General features: G+C 62.8%; 16 protein-coding genes. 8 read left to right on the top strand and 8 right to left on the bottom strand.

Translation table 11 applies throughout. The features are described from left to right. The 6 genes from ACFSUD_RS00885 (at position 1) to ACFSUD_RS00910 (ending at position 4,218) form a co-directional block, all read left to right on the top strand. Positions 1-642 (top strand): SH3 domain-containing protein, encoded by a 642-nt coding sequence (locus tag ACFSUD_RS00885; RefSeq protein WP_386370510.1) that lies wholly within the window; start codon positions 1-3, stop codon positions 640-642. A gap of 59 nt (positions 643-701) precedes the next feature. Continuing rightward, positions 702-1,532 (top strand): SDR family oxidoreductase, encoded by an 831-nt coding sequence (locus ACFSUD_RS00890; protein ID WP_386370512.1) that lies wholly within the window; start codon positions 702-704, stop codon positions 1,530-1,532. A gap of 58 nt (positions 1,533-1,590) precedes the next feature. Further along, positions 1,591-1,797 (top strand): twin transmembrane helix small protein, encoded by a 207-nt coding sequence (locus tag ACFSUD_RS00895; protein WP_386370515.1) that lies wholly within the window; start codon positions 1,591-1,593, stop codon positions 1,795-1,797. After that, a complete protein-coding gene (locus tag ACFSUD_RS00900) occupies positions 1,797-2,369 on the top strand; it encodes a cob(I)yrinic acid a,c-diamide adenosyltransferase (protein WP_386370518.1) in 573 nt (190 codons plus the stop codon). Before ACFSUD_RS00895 ends, ACFSUD_RS00900 begins: the two co-directional genes overlap by 1 nt. Positions 2,370-2,533: 164 nt before the next feature. Beyond that, on the top strand, positions 2,534-3,292 hold the full coding sequence (locus ACFSUD_RS00905) for an electron transfer flavoprotein subunit beta/FixA family protein (protein ID WP_386370521.1): 759 nt from the start codon (positions 2,534-2,536) through the stop codon (positions 3,290-3,292). Next, positions 3,292-4,218, top strand: coding sequence for an electron transfer flavoprotein subunit alpha/FixB family protein (locus ACFSUD_RS00910; protein WP_386370524.1), 927 nt, complete (start codon positions 3,292-3,294; stop codon positions 4,216-4,218). The genes ACFSUD_RS00905 and ACFSUD_RS00910 overlap by 1 nt, the downstream gene beginning before the upstream one ends. A 90-nt stretch (positions 4,219-4,308) precedes the next feature. Here ACFSUD_RS00910 and ACFSUD_RS00915 read toward each other — a convergent pair whose 3' ends face one another. Next, positions 4,309-5,142 (bottom strand): DUF6473 family protein, encoded by an 834-nt coding sequence (locus tag ACFSUD_RS00915; protein ID WP_386370527.1) that lies wholly within the window; start codon positions 5,140-5,142, stop codon positions 4,309-4,311. A 156-nt stretch (positions 5,143-5,298) separates the two neighbouring features. On the opposite strand from ACFSUD_RS00915, the gene ACFSUD_RS00920 reads away from it, so the two are divergent. Then, a complete protein-coding gene (locus ACFSUD_RS00920; RefSeq protein ID WP_386370529.1) occupies positions 5,299-6,174 on the top strand; it encodes a 3-hydroxybutyryl-CoA dehydrogenase in 876 nt (291 codons plus the stop codon). Between the two features lie 76 nt (positions 6,175-6,250). Here ACFSUD_RS00920 and ACFSUD_RS00925 read toward each other — a convergent pair whose 3' ends face one another. The 7 genes from ACFSUD_RS00925 to ACFSUD_RS00955 are packed head-to-tail and all read right to left on the bottom strand — an operon-like array spanning position 6,251 to position 11,636. Continuing rightward, entirely contained in the window at positions 6,251-7,141 is an 891-nt protein-coding gene (locus ACFSUD_RS00925; RefSeq protein WP_386370532.1) for a lysophospholipid acyltransferase family protein, read from the bottom strand. Positions 7,142-7,175: 34 nt separating this feature from the next. Then, entirely contained in the window at positions 7,176-7,445 is a 270-nt protein-coding gene (locus ACFSUD_RS00930) for an HPr family phosphocarrier protein (RefSeq protein ID WP_386370535.1), read from the bottom strand. Beyond that, the gene (locus ACFSUD_RS00935; protein ID WP_386370538.1) at positions 7,442-7,852 is read right to left on the bottom strand and encodes a PTS sugar transporter subunit IIA; all 411 of its coding nucleotides are present in this window, start codon (positions 7,850-7,852) and stop codon (positions 7,442-7,444) included. The genes ACFSUD_RS00930 and ACFSUD_RS00935 overlap by 4 nt, the downstream gene beginning before the upstream one ends. Continuing rightward, positions 7,849-8,742 (bottom strand): RNase adapter RapZ, encoded by an 894-nt coding sequence (gene rapZ / locus ACFSUD_RS00940; protein ID WP_386370540.1) that lies wholly within the window; start codon positions 8,740-8,742, stop codon positions 7,849-7,851. The genes ACFSUD_RS00935 and rapZ overlap by 4 nt, the downstream gene beginning before the upstream one ends. Beyond that, positions 8,742-9,170 (bottom strand): HPr kinase/phosphorylase, encoded by a 429-nt coding sequence (locus ACFSUD_RS00945; protein ID WP_386370543.1) that lies wholly within the window; start codon positions 9,168-9,170, stop codon positions 8,742-8,744. Before ACFSUD_RS00945 ends, rapZ begins: the two co-directional genes overlap by 1 nt. Positions 9,171-9,203: 33 nt before the next feature. After that, the gene (locus tag ACFSUD_RS00950) at positions 9,204-10,925 is read right to left on the bottom strand and encodes a sensor N-terminal transmembrane domain-containing protein (protein WP_386370545.1); all 1,722 of its coding nucleotides are present in this window, start codon (positions 10,923-10,925) and stop codon (positions 9,204-9,206) included. Between the two features lie 9 nt (positions 10,926-10,934). Then, the gene (locus ACFSUD_RS00955) at positions 10,935-11,636 is read right to left on the bottom strand and encodes a response regulator transcription factor (protein ID WP_386370548.1); all 702 of its coding nucleotides are present in this window, start codon (positions 11,634-11,636) and stop codon (positions 10,935-10,937) included. A 366-nt stretch (positions 11,637-12,002) separates the two neighbouring features. Here ACFSUD_RS00955 and ACFSUD_RS00960 point away from each other — a divergent pair, with 366 nt between their 5' ends. Next, positions 12,003-13,601 (top strand): phosphoenolpyruvate carboxykinase, encoded by a 1,599-nt coding sequence (locus ACFSUD_RS00960; RefSeq protein ID WP_386370550.1) that lies wholly within the window; start codon positions 12,003-12,005, stop codon positions 13,599-13,601. Positions 13,602-13,622 lie beyond the last annotated feature (21 nt).

Consider the following 13,622-nt stretch of genomic DNA (forward strand, 5'->3'; position numbering starts at 1 on the left):
ATGGCACGTTTCATTTTTATCACCTTCGGCTTTCTGGGATGGGCCTTTTTCGAAATGAGCGGCGGGACGAATTTCGACCCTGACGCCTATCGCCTGGCCCGCGCAGCAGAAGCCGAATCCGATTCCCAAACCGTCGTCGCAGAACGTAGCACAGCCGCCACATCGCCCCGCAATGTCGAGCGCCGTCAACCCTTGGTCACCCAGGCCGCCTTTGCCAGCAACACGACGATGGGTGCCAGCGTCACCCCCGCCTTGCTCAACCTGACCACCCGCGTTCCCGTACAGAAAGCCGTCGCGCGCGACGACGACAGGATGCCGAATGCCAAGGCCAATGGCGGCAGCGTCGTGTCCAGTGCCGATACTCCGGCCATCATTCTGCCGAGCCTGATCGGTTCCGCGCAAGCCGGTACCGTGCAGAAAGCCGCGCTTGAGAGCGACACCGGCCATGACCTGCGCGTCGTCTCCGGGGATCGGGTCAATGTCCGTGGCGGTCCGGGTACCAAGTACAGCATTGTCAACAAGATGAGCCGTGGCGACGAGGTGGAGATCCTCCGCGACAACGGCAATGGCTGGGTCAAGCTGCGCCCGGTCGACGGCGGCCCGGTCGGCTGGATGGCCGATTTCCTCCTCGCCGACAGCTGATTGCTTGCCAAACCCCCGGCAAGCGTCGATCAAGGCCTCCCAACCGGAGGCCTTTTTTCATGTCCGAGCGCGTTATCCTGATTACCGGCTGTTCCTCCGGCATCGGCTATGCCGCTGCCCACGGGATGCGGGAACGCGGCTGGCGCGTCTTCGCCGCCTGCCGTCAGGAAGCTGATTGCGTCAGGCTGCGCGCGGAGGGGTTCGAAAGCCCTCGGCTCGATTACACCGACGGCGACAGTATCGAAGCGGCCCTCGCCGAAGTCCTGAAGGCCAGTGGTGGCAGGCTCGATGCGCTGTTCAACAACGGCGCCCATGCCACGCCCGGCGCGGTGGAAGACCTGCCGACAGAGGCGCTGCGGGCGATTTTCGAAGCCAATTTCTTCGGCTGGCACAGCCTGACCCGGGCGGTGCTGCCGGTGATGCGCGCGCAGGGTCACGGGCGCATCGTGCAATGTTCCTCGGTTCTCGGCTTCATCACCCTGCCCTGGCGCGGCGCCTATAACGCCACGAAATTCGCGCTCGAAGGGTTGAGCGACACGTTGCGGATCGAGATGCGCGGTACCGGCATCGCGCTGGCCCTGATCGAGCCCGGTCCGGTGACCTCGCGGATCCGCGCCAATTCGATCCCGCATTTCGAACGCTGGATCGACTGGCGTGCCTCACCGCGTCGCGCCCAATACGAAAGCCAGCTACTGAAGCGCCTCTACGCCAGCCGCGAGCGGCCCGATCGTTTCGAACTGCCGCCCGAGGCGGTGCTGCGAAAACTCGTCCATGCCGTCGAGGCGCCACGTCCGAGACCGCGATATTATGTCACAACACCGACATATCTCATGGGTTTTCTGCGGCGAATCCTGCCGACACGGGCGCTCGACTGGGTGCTGAGCCGGTAAAAAACCTTGCGTCGCGATCCTGCCTCGTTACACCTCGGACACGCCGGAAAGGAACGCCATGCCCGCTGACCCGTTATTCATCATCGTCCTGCTCGCCGTCGTCGCGGTGGCCATCGTACTGGTTCTGGGGCTTGGAGGTTTTGCCGGTGGCGGCGCATTCAACAAGCGTCACAGCAACAGGCTGATGCGTTGGCGGATCATCGCGCAGTTCATCGCGGTCCTGCTGATCCTGGCCTATATCTATCTGCGCAGAAAGGCTGGCTGATGGTTGTCCTCAACAAGATCTACACACGCACCGGAGACAAGGGCGAGACCGCGCTCGGCAATGGCGCGCGGGTGGCCAAACATGACATCCGTGTCGAAGCCTATGGCACCGCGGATGAGCTCAATTGTTTCGTCGGCGTCGCCCGGCTCGAAGCGGAGAACGAAACCGATGCCGCCCTGGCGAGGATCCAGAACGATCTCTTCGATCTCGGCGCCGATCTCTGTCGTCCCGACATGGAAGCCGATGCCGAAGCGGAATATCCGCCGCTGCGGCTCGCCTCCGAACAGGTCGACCGGCTGGAACGGGAAATCGACGTGATGAACAGCGAGCTCGAACCGCTGCGCAGCTTCATCCTGCCCGGCGGTGAGCGGTTGGCGGCGCATCTGCATGTCTGCCGGACCGTCGCGCGCCGCGCCGAACGGCTCGCCGTGGCACTCGCCGGGAGCGAGACAATCAACCCGGCGGCGGTCAAATATCTCAACCGGCTGAGCGACTGGTTCTTCGTCGCGGCACGCATGGCCAATGATCGCGGTCACAAGGATGTTCTCTGGGTTCCGGGTGCCAATCGGTGATGCGTAATGCCAAGGCGAGGTGAAAACCGGCATGCCGCGGCGTCGAACGGGCGCAGATTGCCGATTTTGGCCTGTTTCAACGGGTCCGGCTTCGTTAAACCCGTGGTGAGTTTTAGGGAGACCGGCCGCAAGGTCGAGTCGCAAATCGAGGAGAAAAATCGCCCATGAAGGTACTGGTACCTGTCAAACGCGTGATCGACTACAACGTGAAGGTGCGCGTCAAAGCGGACGGATCGGGTGTGGATCTCGCCAATGTGAAAATGTCGATGAACCCGTTCGACGAGATTTCCGTCGAACAGGCGATCCGCCTGAAGGAAGCCGGTCAGGTCGAAGAGGTCATCGCTGTCTCGATCGGCGTCAAACAGGCCCAGGAAACCCTGCGCACCGCCCTGGCGATGGGCGCGGACCGGGCGATCCTGGTCGTGGCTTCCGACGATGTGCATCAGGACATCGAGCCGCTGGCCGTCGCCAAGATCCTCAAGGCGATCGTCGATGAGGAGCAGCCCGGCCTCGTGCTCTGCGGCAAGCAGGCCATCGACAACGACATGAACGCCACCGGCCAGATGCTAGCCGCGCTGCTCGGCTGGTCCCAGGCGACCTTCGCCTCGGACATCGAGATCTCGGGCGAGACCGCCAAGGTCACCCGTGAGGTCGACGGCGGCCTGCAGACCATCGAGGTCAAGATGCCCAGCATCGTGACCGTCGACCTGCGCCTCAACGAGCCGCGCTATGCCTCGCTGCCCAACATCATGAAGGCGAAAAAGAAACCGCTCGAGGAAAAGACGCCCGAAGATTACGGTGTCGATGTCTCCAACCGTCTGGAAATCGTGAAGACCGTCGAGCCGGAAGCCCGTGCCGCGGGCATCAAGGTCGGATCGGTTGATGAACTGGTGGCGAAACTCAAAGAAGTGGGGGCTGTGTAATGGCTGTTCTTCTCCTTGCAGAAGTAACCGATGGCGAGCTGGCGATGGACGCGACCGCGAAGGCCGTGACCGCCGCAAAAAAACTGGGTGACGTGACCGCGCTGTGCTGTGGCGCCCATGCCGCCGCCGCGGGTGAAAGCGCTGCCAAGATCGACGGCGTTTCCAAGGTGCTGGTTGCCGAGGACGAATCTCTCGGTCACCGCTTGGCGGAATCCACCGCGGCGCTGATCGTCAGCCTTGCGGATGATTACGAGCACATTGTTGCCCCGGCTACGACCGATGCGAAAAACGTGATGCCCCGCGTCGCCGCGCTGCTCGATGTGCAGATCATCTCCGATGCTTCCGGCGTCGTGGATGCGGACACGTTCGAACGCCCGATCTATGCCGGCAACGCAGTGCAGACAGTGAAATCGAAGGATGCGAAAAAAGTCATCACCTTCCGCACATCGACCTTCGATGCGGCCGGTGACGGCGGCTCGGCCTCGGTCGAAACCATCTCGGCTGCCGAGAACCCGGGTCTCAGCTCCTGGGTCGAGGACAAGGTCGCGGAAAGCGATCGTCCCGAGCTGACCTCGGCCGGTGTGGTCGTCTCCGGCGGCCGCGGTGTCGGCTCGGAAGAGGATTTCGCGCTGATCGAGAAGCTCGCGGACAAGCTCGGCGCCGCCGTCGGTGCCTCGCGCGCCGCGGTCGATTCCGGCTATGCCCCGAACGACTGGCAGGTCGGCCAGACCGGCAAGGTCGTCGCCCCGGCGCTCTATGTCGCGGTCGGCATTTCCGGCGCGATCCAGCATCTCGCCGGCATGAAGGACAGCAAGGTCATCGTCGCGATCAACAAGGACGAAGAAGCGCCGATCTTCCAGGTTGCCGATTACGGTCTGGTCGCGGACCTCTTCGAAGCCGTGCCGGAGCTGATCGAGAAGCTTTGACCCTGATCGGGCTGCGGCCCGGTCCGACGAAATTACAAAGGCCCGCCGCTATGGCGGGCCTTCGCCTTTGGCAAGAGAGGCTTTGGCGGCTCAGACCTTCGCAGAGACCCGCGCCAGTATCTGCGCGGCCACTTCCCGATGCGCCGCGCCGCCGAGCATCCGCGCGGCGGCGGGGGCTTCCATCTCGCTGAACGCCATGTCGTCATCTGCCGCGCCTGCCGCACGGGGAGGGACGATCACTTCGACCAGCCCGTCGGCCAGAGGCGCGATCTGCGCGATCATTTCCCGGGTCACGAACGCCGGAGTTTGCCGTCGCGATACCGAGGCAATACCGGCATGATAGCGAGGCGCCGGTTCGGCGAGCCCCAGCAACATGCAGCGGCTCCCGATCCGGCCGAGCAGCAGCCGCATCGCGCGCAGCCAGGCGCGCTGCAAATCGGCCTTCAGCGTGGCGAACCGCTCCGGACAGGTTCGATAGAGGTGATCGAGCAAATGCCCGGTGAAATGAAATTCCGAGAAATCGACCTTTGGATAGAGCGCGCGCAGCGCCTCCGATGCGGCGATGAAACGGTCATTGCGCCGCGTATGTACCTGGTAGAAGCGATTGTTCAGGTTCCGCGCCCCAAGCAGCTCCACGATTGTAAGATCGGCACGGTCGAGAATCTCCATCACCGGCCCATCGTTCAGATAGGCGTCAATCCCGGCATTGGCGAGACCGAGGTTCACACAGGTCTTCCCGCTGCCCGCCTCGACCAGCGCCGGATAGGGGCTGCGCATGAAACGCCCGAATGTCTCGCAACCGCCCAGAAAGGCCATATAGGGCCGGTCCAACACACGTTTTGGCCCGCGGAACGTCAGCTTCGACCGGCCATAACGGCACGGCTCATGGTCGAGGGCCCCCGGCCCCCTTGAGTCACAGGTCATCACACCCACCCTTCTTTTCACACCCGGGAATGACATTGCACATCTGCATTTTCGATTCGCTTAACGGGCGAATTTGTGATGAAACCGCTGAAAACCCGGCCCTTGCGGCGCCCCGCTGCAGCGCTATGGTAGCGCCGGAACAGCAAAGGACAGACGATGGAAATCCAGACAATCGGCATCGTGGGCGCGGGGCAAATGGGCAATGGCATTGCCCATGTGATGGCGCTGGCGGGTTATGACGTCCTGCTGACGGATGTGAGCGAGGCCGCGCTGAGCGACGCGATGAAGATCATCACCGGCAATCTGGACCGGCAGGTCAGCCGCGAGAAGATCTCCGCCGCCGACAAGGACGCCGCGCTGGCCCGTATCACCACGACACAGCAGCTTACCGATCTCGGCAACAGCGACCTTGTGATCGAGGCGGCGACCGAGCGGGAGACCGTCAAACAGGCGATTTTCGAAGATCTGATACCGCATCTGAAGCCGACGACGATCCTGACCTCGAATACCTCGTCGATCTCGATCACCCGGCTGGCGAGCCGCACTGACCGGCCGGAAAAGTTCATGGGGTTCCATTTCATGAACCCGGTGCCGGTGATGCAGCTTGTCGAGCTGATCCGCGGGATCGCCACCGACGAGGAGACCTTCGCGGCCTGCCGCGAGGTCGTGCGACGCCTAGGCAAAACCGCCGCCTCGGCCGAGGATTTTCCCGCCTTCATTGTCAACCGGATCCTGATGCCAATGATCAACGAGGCCGTCTACACGCTATATGAAGGCGTCGGCTCGGTTGAATCGATCGATTCCTCGATGAAGCTCGGGGCCAATCATCCGATGGGGCCGCTGGAACTGGCGGATTTCATCGGGCTCGACACCTGTCTCGCGATCATGAACGTGCTGCATGACGGGCTCGCGGATACGAAATACCGACCCTGCCCTCTGCTTACAAAATATGTCGAGGCCGGATGGCTGGGACGCAAAACCCAACGCGGATTCTACGATTATCGGGGCGAGACACCGGTGCCGACGCGCTGATCCTCGCGGGTGGAGCGGGGGCCGCCCCCCGCCCCCGGAGTATTTTCCGCATAAAGAAGCGAGACCCGGTGCCCGGTCAGTTCTGCAGCGACAGCGTGTGTTCACGCAGCCAGACCATGAAGCCGCGCGGGTCGTCGGCCCAGCGTTCGATCCGGTCCTGCGGGATCGGGTGGCCGATGATCGGCGCCTGTGGCTTGTCGCAGCTGTGCACGATCTCATGCAGCAACAGGCCCTGACGCAGGATCGGGCTGAGCTTGTTGGCGATCTGATAGGCACGGCTGTTCTGGCCCGGGAACCGGATCGGCACCACGGTGGCACCCGAACGCCGGATCATCTTGGCGGTGAAGACATTCCATTCGGCTTCGATGGCCGGGCCGGACCAGGTTTCGGAACTGGCCACGACGCCGGAGGGAAACAGGGCCACGACGCCGCCCTCGTTCAGATGGGCCATGGCCTTGCTGCGCATCTCGACGCCCTTGCGCTGTGCGTCAGGGTCATGGGGGAAGGGCACCGGGATCATGTAGCTTCCGGCAACCTCGTCAAGCGAGGTCAGCAGCGAACGGGTCAGGATCCGGTAATCGGGGCGTATCCGGCCGATCAGATCGGCGAAAATCATTCCGTCGACCATGCCATGCGGGTGATTGGCCACCACCACGACCGGTCCCTGTCGGGGAATCCGCGCGAGCTGCTCGCTCGGGGTTTGCAGCTCGATGCCCATCGTGTCGAGCGCGGCGCGCCAGAACGCCTGGCCTGAGGGCGTGCCGCGTTTCTCGAATTTGCGGATCAGGCGCAGAACCGTGAGCTTGCCGGTAAGCCATTCCATGACCCGGATCACCCCTGCCTTCACCGGATCGTCGAAGGTCGAGGCGTAGGACAGGCTGCGGCGGTCATAGCGGGTGAAGCTGACCGTCGGCTGTGGCGGGCCGGCAAGGTCGCGCGGCGCTGCGGATTGTGTTTCGTCGATCAAGTTGGAGCACCCTCCGGGGAGATTTTGCAGGGCGTCAGGCCCCTTCTCCGAACTTGTCCGCGACCAGTTCGGTCAGCGCGACAGCCAGGGCTTCGGCGTCAGGCCCGGAGATATGCACGTCAATAGAGCTTCCCTTTGCGGCTGCCAACATCAAAAGTCCCATGATGGAATCGCCCGACGCGCTCATGCCTTCCTTGCAGACCTCTGCACGCGCGTCGAATGCCTCCACCACCTCGACGAGCTTCGCCGAAGCGCGGGCATGCAGGCCCTTTTCATTGACGATCTTGAGGCTGACTTTGGTCATGTGGCTTCGCCCTGTGGTCCGGTACTGACATTCTGGCTGTCGATGTATTTCTTGCCTGCCTCAAGCGCGGCCCGCACGGCGTCGGGGACATCCATCTGTCGCGACTTGGCGAGCTTGATCAGCATCGGCAGGTTGGCGCCATAGATGATCCGGCGATTCTGCGGTTTGCAGGCCCGCAGACTGAGATTCGATGGCGAGCCGCCGAAAAGATCGGTCACCACCACCACGCCGGATCCCTGATCGACTTCGTCCGCGGCCGCGCAGATCTCGATCTCCTTGGCGGCGCGGTCGTGATCCGCCTGGATGGCGATGGCGCGCATGCCAAATTGCGAGCCGACGACATGTTCGATGGCGGCAAGATATTCCTGCGCCAGCCCGCCATGTGCGACTATCACGATTCCAATCACGTCCGCGCCTCTTCCCGGTTCCGCCGGTCCAACTCACGGTGCCTAATTGACACCTGCCAGCCCTGCTCCGCAAGGCGCAAAGCGTGATGTTCCGCGAGGGTGACCGAGCGATGCTGCCCTCCGGTACAGCCAAAGGCGATGGAGATATGCGATTTGCCCTCGTCGCGGCTCGCCGGGAGCAGCAGCAGGCTGAGTTCCAGAACCTTCTGCGAGAATTCGGCAAACAGCGGATCGCCTTGCACATAGCTCGCGACGGCGGCATCGGTACCGTCGAGGGTGCGCAGATCCTGTTGCCAGAACGGATTGCGCAGGAACCGGCAGTCATAGACCATATCGACACTGCGCGGCAGGCCGCGTTTGTAGGAGAAGCTCTGCACCGAGACGGTGAGGTGATGTTCGCCCCCCGGTGCGAACCAATGTTCAACCTCGCTGCGCAGCTGATGCACGTTGAGATCGCTGGTCTCGATCAGCACGTCGGCCCGCGCGCGGATCGGCGCCAGCATCTCCAGCTCGCGCGCGATCCCCACGGCGGGTCGGTCGGCGGGGGCCAGCGGATGGCGGCGTCTGGTCTCCGAAAAGCGGCGCAGCAGCACGTCGGTCGAGCAATCGAGGTATAGCAGCTCGGCCACCAGTCCGGGCCGCGCCGACAGGCTGCCCAGCAAGTCGAGCACGTTGTTGGCGGAGAAATCGCGGTTGCGCGGATCGATGCCGAGCGCCAGCGGGCGCAGCTCGCCGGTGCCGTCGAGCAGCGGGGTCAGCAGCCGCAGGGGCAGATTGTCGATGGTCTCGAAACCGGCGTCTTCGAGCACGTTGAGCGCCGAGGTACGGCCGGCCCCGGAGGGGCCGGTAACAAGCACGATGCGGCGGGAGGATTGGTCAGGTCGGGTCATCACGTGTCTTTTCTGCTGCCCTTCAGGTAGAGCATGATTGCCGCTGCGAAATGAGGGCTGTCGGCATTGTGAAGGCAAGTCACATCAATGCCAAGGACACGGTGATGGTGCAACAGCGGCAAACGGTCCCGCTCCCTGATCGCCAGATCGACGACCAGGGCAACCGGAGCCGGAGCCGCAGGCGGAACCTGCAGGAGCCCGACGCCGCGCGCCTCGATCAGGCCCGCAATCTGCTCCGGCGCGCTGGCCAGCAAGGCGTCCTGCCGACGGGACACGAGGGTGCGGTCATCGCTGATCAGACCGGCACCCAGCGCCAGAAGCTGAAGCGCCAGGGAGGATTTGCCGCTGCCGGAAGGCCCGATGATCAACACCGCCTTCTGCGTGATCCGCAGGCTTGTGGCATGCAGGATGACCGAGGCCTTCGTCATGGCGCCGCCGGAACGCGGCGTCCGCCCCTGAGGTCAGGTCGGCAGACCGACGACAAAACGGGCCCCCAGCGGTTCGGAGGTGATGTCGGCCACGGTCGGACGGATGTTCTCGGCCCAGATCACCCCGCCATGGGCTTCGACGATCTGCTTGGAGATCGCCAGGCCGAGCCCGGAATTATTGCCGAAATGTTCCTCGGGCCGTTCCGAATAGAAACGTTTGAAGATCTTCGACAGGGCCTGATCGGGGATGCCGGGGCCGGTATCCTCGACCACGATCAGCACCCGGTTCTCGCGCTGGCGCGCCCAGACCCGGATCGCGTCGCCGTCCTCGCAGAAGGAAATCGCATTGGTGATCAGGTTGACGAAGACCTGCGCCAGCCGCGCTTCCAGCCCGTGCACGGTGATGGGTTTTTCCGGCAGGTCGATGATAAAGTCGATGCCTTTGCGCTTCGCGTCCTCTCCCAGATACTGACCGAGATTGCCCAGCATCTGCAGCAGATTGAACGGCTCCTCCTCCTCTTTCACCAATTCGCTGTCGAGCCGCGAGGCGTTGGAAATGTCGCTGACCAGCCGATCGAGGCGGCGTACGTCGTGGTCGATTACGTCGAGCAGCTTGTCGCGCTGATCTTCGCGTTTGACGAGGCGCAGCGTGCCCACGGCGGAGCGCAGCGAGGCCAGCGGGTTCTTGATCTCATGAGCCACGTCGGCGGCAAATTGTTCATTGCCGTCGATGCGGTTGTATAGGGCCGAGACCATGCCACGCAGCGCGCCGGAGAGCCGACCGATCTCATCCGGTCTGCCGGTCAGGTCCGGGATCCGGATGCGGCCGGGATTCATCTTGCGCGCATCCTTGTCGCGGCCGAGTTCGGCGGCGGCGGCGAGGTCGGCGAGCGGGTTGGCGATGGTGGAGGCGAGAACCAGCGACAGGCCGATGCTGACCAGCGTCGCGATTACGAACATCTGCAGGACGCGCTCGCGTTCGCCGCGCACCAGCTTGTCGATCTCCCCGGCGGCGCTGGTCACGGCCACCACGCCGACCGGGCGTCCGGCCTGCAGGATCGGGGTCGCGACGGTAAGCAGGACACCGCCGACGGCGTCGAAATTATTCTCGATCTGGGTGCCGTTCTCGAGGCTCATCGCGATCATTTCGCGCAGCTCGTCCTCGATCTGTGGCGCGGATGACGGGTCCGACCCTCCGAAAGGGGCCGAGATCTTGCGCCATATCCAGTCCAGACCGTCGATCATCAGGGTCCGCCCGGCGGGAGAAGCGGTGGGTTCCGCCGTCAGGTCCTTCTGGCCTTCGGATCGGGCGATCAGGGCTTCGGAAGGGTCATAGACGAAGACCTCGATCCCGCTGCGCAGGTCGAGCGCCGAGAGCGTGCCGTCAACGTCCACACCATCGCCCGTGGCCAGGTTGACCGGTGCACCGCTTGGCAATTGCGCTTCGATCACATCGGCGATCAGCTCGGCTTCGGAGACCAGCGAGCCGGCACGCTGCATTACCAGGGAATCGCGCGAGGAATTGAGATAAAGGATACCCGCGACAAGCACGTTCAGCGCGATCAGGTTGAAGGTGATGATCTTGCGGGTCAGCGGCGAGGCGCGCAGCAGCCAGAGGCCCCGGCTCTCGCGGCACGGACGCAGTTCCTCGGTAGCGCCATTCTCCGGCGCGACCCAGTCATCGCCCAGCACAACGGCGCCCTCCTCAATGGATGGGCCTTGATCCCGCACGAAGCTCCTTTCGGCCAGCGCCATCAGCTCAGATCACTCTTCGTTATATCTGTAACCAATACCATAGAGGGTCTCAATCGCGGAAAACTCCTCGTCGGCACTGCGCATCTTCTTGCGCAAGCGCTTGATATGGCTGTCGATCGTCCGGTCGTCCACATAGACCTGATCGTCATAGGCCACATCCATCAACTGATCGCGGGATTTGACGAAACCGGGGCGCTGCGCGAGCGCCTGCAGCAACAGGAATTCGGTCACGGTCAGGGACACGTCCTTGCCCTTCCAGCTCACCGCATGGCGCAGCGGATCCATGCGCAGGTCGCCACGTTCCATCACTTTGGTTTCTTCGGCATCTCCGACCTCGTCGGTGGCGACGGCGTCTTGGCGCCGCAGGAGGGCGCGGATCCGTTCGACGAGCAGACGCTGACTGAAAGGTTTCTTGACGTAATCGTCGGCGCCCATGCGTAGCCCGAGCACCTCGTCGATCTCGTCATCCTTGGATGTCAGGAAGATCACCGGCATCGCGGTTTTCTGGCGCAGCCGCTGCAGCAGGTCCATCCCGTCCATCCGCGGCATCTTGATGTCGAGAACCGCCATGTCGGGCAGTTTCTTGTTGAACGCATCAAGCGCCGCCTGACCGTCGTTATATGTTTCGACTTCGAAACCTTCGGCTTCGAGGGTCATCGAGACCGACGTGAGGATATTGCGGTCGTCATCCACCAACGCAATTTTCGACATTGCCCGTTTCCTTGTGCTGCCCATACCAATGAATTTTTCGACCATTGATGGTGAGAATGCCTGTCGGATCAATCATTAACTGCGAATCACGCCGCCAGTTAGTCCTATTCGGACCATAATTTGGCTAAGAATGACTAAATTGCCGCAGTTTGCCGGTCGAATCAGTCTCTTGTGCGCGGCGATCGTGACCATTCCTTCGGGTAGGTCGCGCAAAGATCGCCATGGTGGCGCTAACTGCCTGCAACTCGCCTGTTCATATCTGAAAGCCTCGTGCTAAGAGGCGCACAGGCCCTTCACGGACCGCGGGCAGCCAGCCCGATCCACCCCATTATACGCCCCTTCCGGCGCGCCTACAGGAGACACCACATGACATCTGGACGGGTAAACCCGCAGTTCCGCCTTGAAGACCAAGGTATCGGGGGACTTGGCAATGTCTATTACAACCTGATGGAGCCCGCCCTGGTCGAGGCGGCGCTGAACCGCGGCGAGGGCACGCTGGGCAAGGGCGGCGCCTTCCTCGTCACCACCGGCAAGTTCACCGGCCGTTCACCCAAGGACAAGCATGTCGTCAAGACAGACAGCGTCGCCGATACGATCTGGTGGGACAACAACGCCGCGATGTCGCCGGAAGGCTTCGACGCGCTTTACACCGATATGCTCAAGCATATGGAAGGCGGCGATTACTACGTGCAGGACCTGGTCGGCGGTGCCGATCCGAAACACGCGATCAACGTGCGCATGGTCACCGAACTGGCCTGGCACGGGCTGTTCATCCGCACCATGCTGCGCCGTCCCGAACGCGAGGCGCTGGATGATTTCATTGCCGATTTCACCGTCATCAACTGCCCCAGCTTTCAGGCCGACCCGGCAAAGCACGATTGCCGTTCCGAAACCGTCATCGCGATGAATTTCGACCGCAAGATGATCCTGATTGGTGGGACGGAATATGCCGGTGAGAACAAGAAATCGGTGTTCTCCCTGCTCAACTACCTGCTGCCGGAAAAGGGCATCATGCCGATGCATTGCTCGGCCAACCACGCCACCGGCAATCCGGTCGATACGGCCGTGTTCTTCGGCCTCTCCGGCACCGGCAAGACGACGCTGTCGGCCGATCCCGAGCGCACGTTGATCGGGGACGACGAACACGGCTGGTCCGACAACGGTACCTTCAATTTCGAGGGCGGCTGCTATGCCAAGACCATCAATCTCAGCCGTGAGGCGGAGCCTGAAATCTATGCCACGACCGAGAAATTCGGCACCGTGATCGAGAACATGGTCTTCGACGAAGAGACCAAAGAACTGGATTTCGACGACGATTCGCTGACCGCGAACATGCGCTGTGCCTATCCGCTGCACTATATCTCCAACGCTTCGACGAAGGCGGTCGGCGGGCATCCCAAGAACATCATCATGCTGACCTGCGACGCCTTCGGCGTGCTGCCGCCGATCGCGCGGCTGACCCCGGCGCAGGCGATGTATCACTTCCTGTCGGGCTTCACCTCCAAGGTGGCGGGCACCGAGCGGGGGATCACCGAGCCGGAACCGACCTTCTCGACCTGTTTCGGCGCCCCATTCATGCCGCGCCGCCCCGAGGTCTATGGCAACCTGCTGCGTGAGAAGATCGCCCAGCACGGCGCCACCTGCTGGCTGGTCAACACCGGCTGGACCGGCGGCGCCTATGGCACGGGCTCGCGGATGCCGATCAAGGCCACGCGGGCGCTGCTCACAGCCGCGCTCGACGGCTCATTGGCGGATGTCGAATACCGCAAGGATCCGAACTTCGGTTTTGAAGTGCCGGTCTCGGTCACCGGGGTCGCCGACATCCTGCTGGATCCGCGCCGGACATGGGACAACCCGGAATCCTATGATCGTCAGGCTGCCAAGCTGGTGGCGATGTTCTCGAACAATTTCGAGCAATATCTGCCCTATATCGACGAAGATGTGAAAGCCGCGGCAATCAGCTGATCCGCGACAATGACCTGACCC

Origin of the sequence: Sulfitobacter aestuarii (genome assembly GCF_042685005.1) — a bacterium.
Lineage (GTDB): Bacteria > Pseudomonadota > Alphaproteobacteria > Rhodobacterales > Rhodobacteraceae > Sulfitobacter > Sulfitobacter aestuarii.

Coding starts and splice junctions, on each gene's coding strand:
- ACFSUD_RS00885 (WP_386370510.1), top strand. CDS start 1: ATGGCACGTTTCATTTTTATCACCTTCGGCTTTCTGGGATGGGCCTTT.
- ACFSUD_RS00890 (WP_386370512.1), top strand. CDS start 702: ATGTCCGAGCGCGTTATCCTGATTACCGGCTGTTCCTCCGGCATCGGC.
- ACFSUD_RS00895 (WP_386370515.1), top strand. CDS start 1,591: ATGCCCGCTGACCCGTTATTCATCATCGTCCTGCTCGCCGTCGTCGCG.
- ACFSUD_RS00900 (WP_386370518.1), top strand. CDS start 1,797: ATGGTTGTCCTCAACAAGATCTACACACGCACCGGAGACAAGGGCGAG.
- ACFSUD_RS00905 (WP_386370521.1), top strand. CDS start 2,534: ATGAAGGTACTGGTACCTGTCAAACGCGTGATCGACTACAACGTGAAG.
- ACFSUD_RS00910 (WP_386370524.1), top strand. CDS start 3,292: ATGGCTGTTCTTCTCCTTGCAGAAGTAACCGATGGCGAGCTGGCGATG.
- ACFSUD_RS00915 (WP_386370527.1), bottom strand. CDS start 5,142: ATGACCTGTGACTCAAGGGGGCCGGGGGCCCTCGACCATGAGCCGTGC.
- ACFSUD_RS00920 (WP_386370529.1), top strand. CDS start 5,299: ATGGAAATCCAGACAATCGGCATCGTGGGCGCGGGGCAAATGGGCAAT.
- ACFSUD_RS00930 (WP_386370535.1), bottom strand. CDS start 7,445: ATGACCAAAGTCAGCCTCAAGATCGTCAATGAAAAGGGCCTGCATGCC.
- rapZ (WP_386370540.1), bottom strand. CDS start 8,742: ATGACCCGACCTGACCAATCCTCCCGCCGCATCGTGCTTGTTACCGGC.
- ACFSUD_RS00945 (WP_386370543.1), bottom strand. CDS start 9,170: ATGACGAAGGCCTCGGTCATCCTGCATGCCACAAGCCTGCGGATCACG.
- ACFSUD_RS00950 (WP_386370545.1), bottom strand. CDS start 10,925: ATGGCGCTGGCCGAAAGGAGCTTCGTGCGGGATCAAGGCCCATCCATT.
- ACFSUD_RS00955 (WP_386370548.1), bottom strand. CDS start 11,636: ATGTCGAAAATTGCGTTGGTGGATGACGACCGCAATATCCTCACGTCG.
- ACFSUD_RS00960 (WP_386370550.1), top strand. CDS start 12,003: ATGACATCTGGACGGGTAAACCCGCAGTTCCGCCTTGAAGACCAAGGT.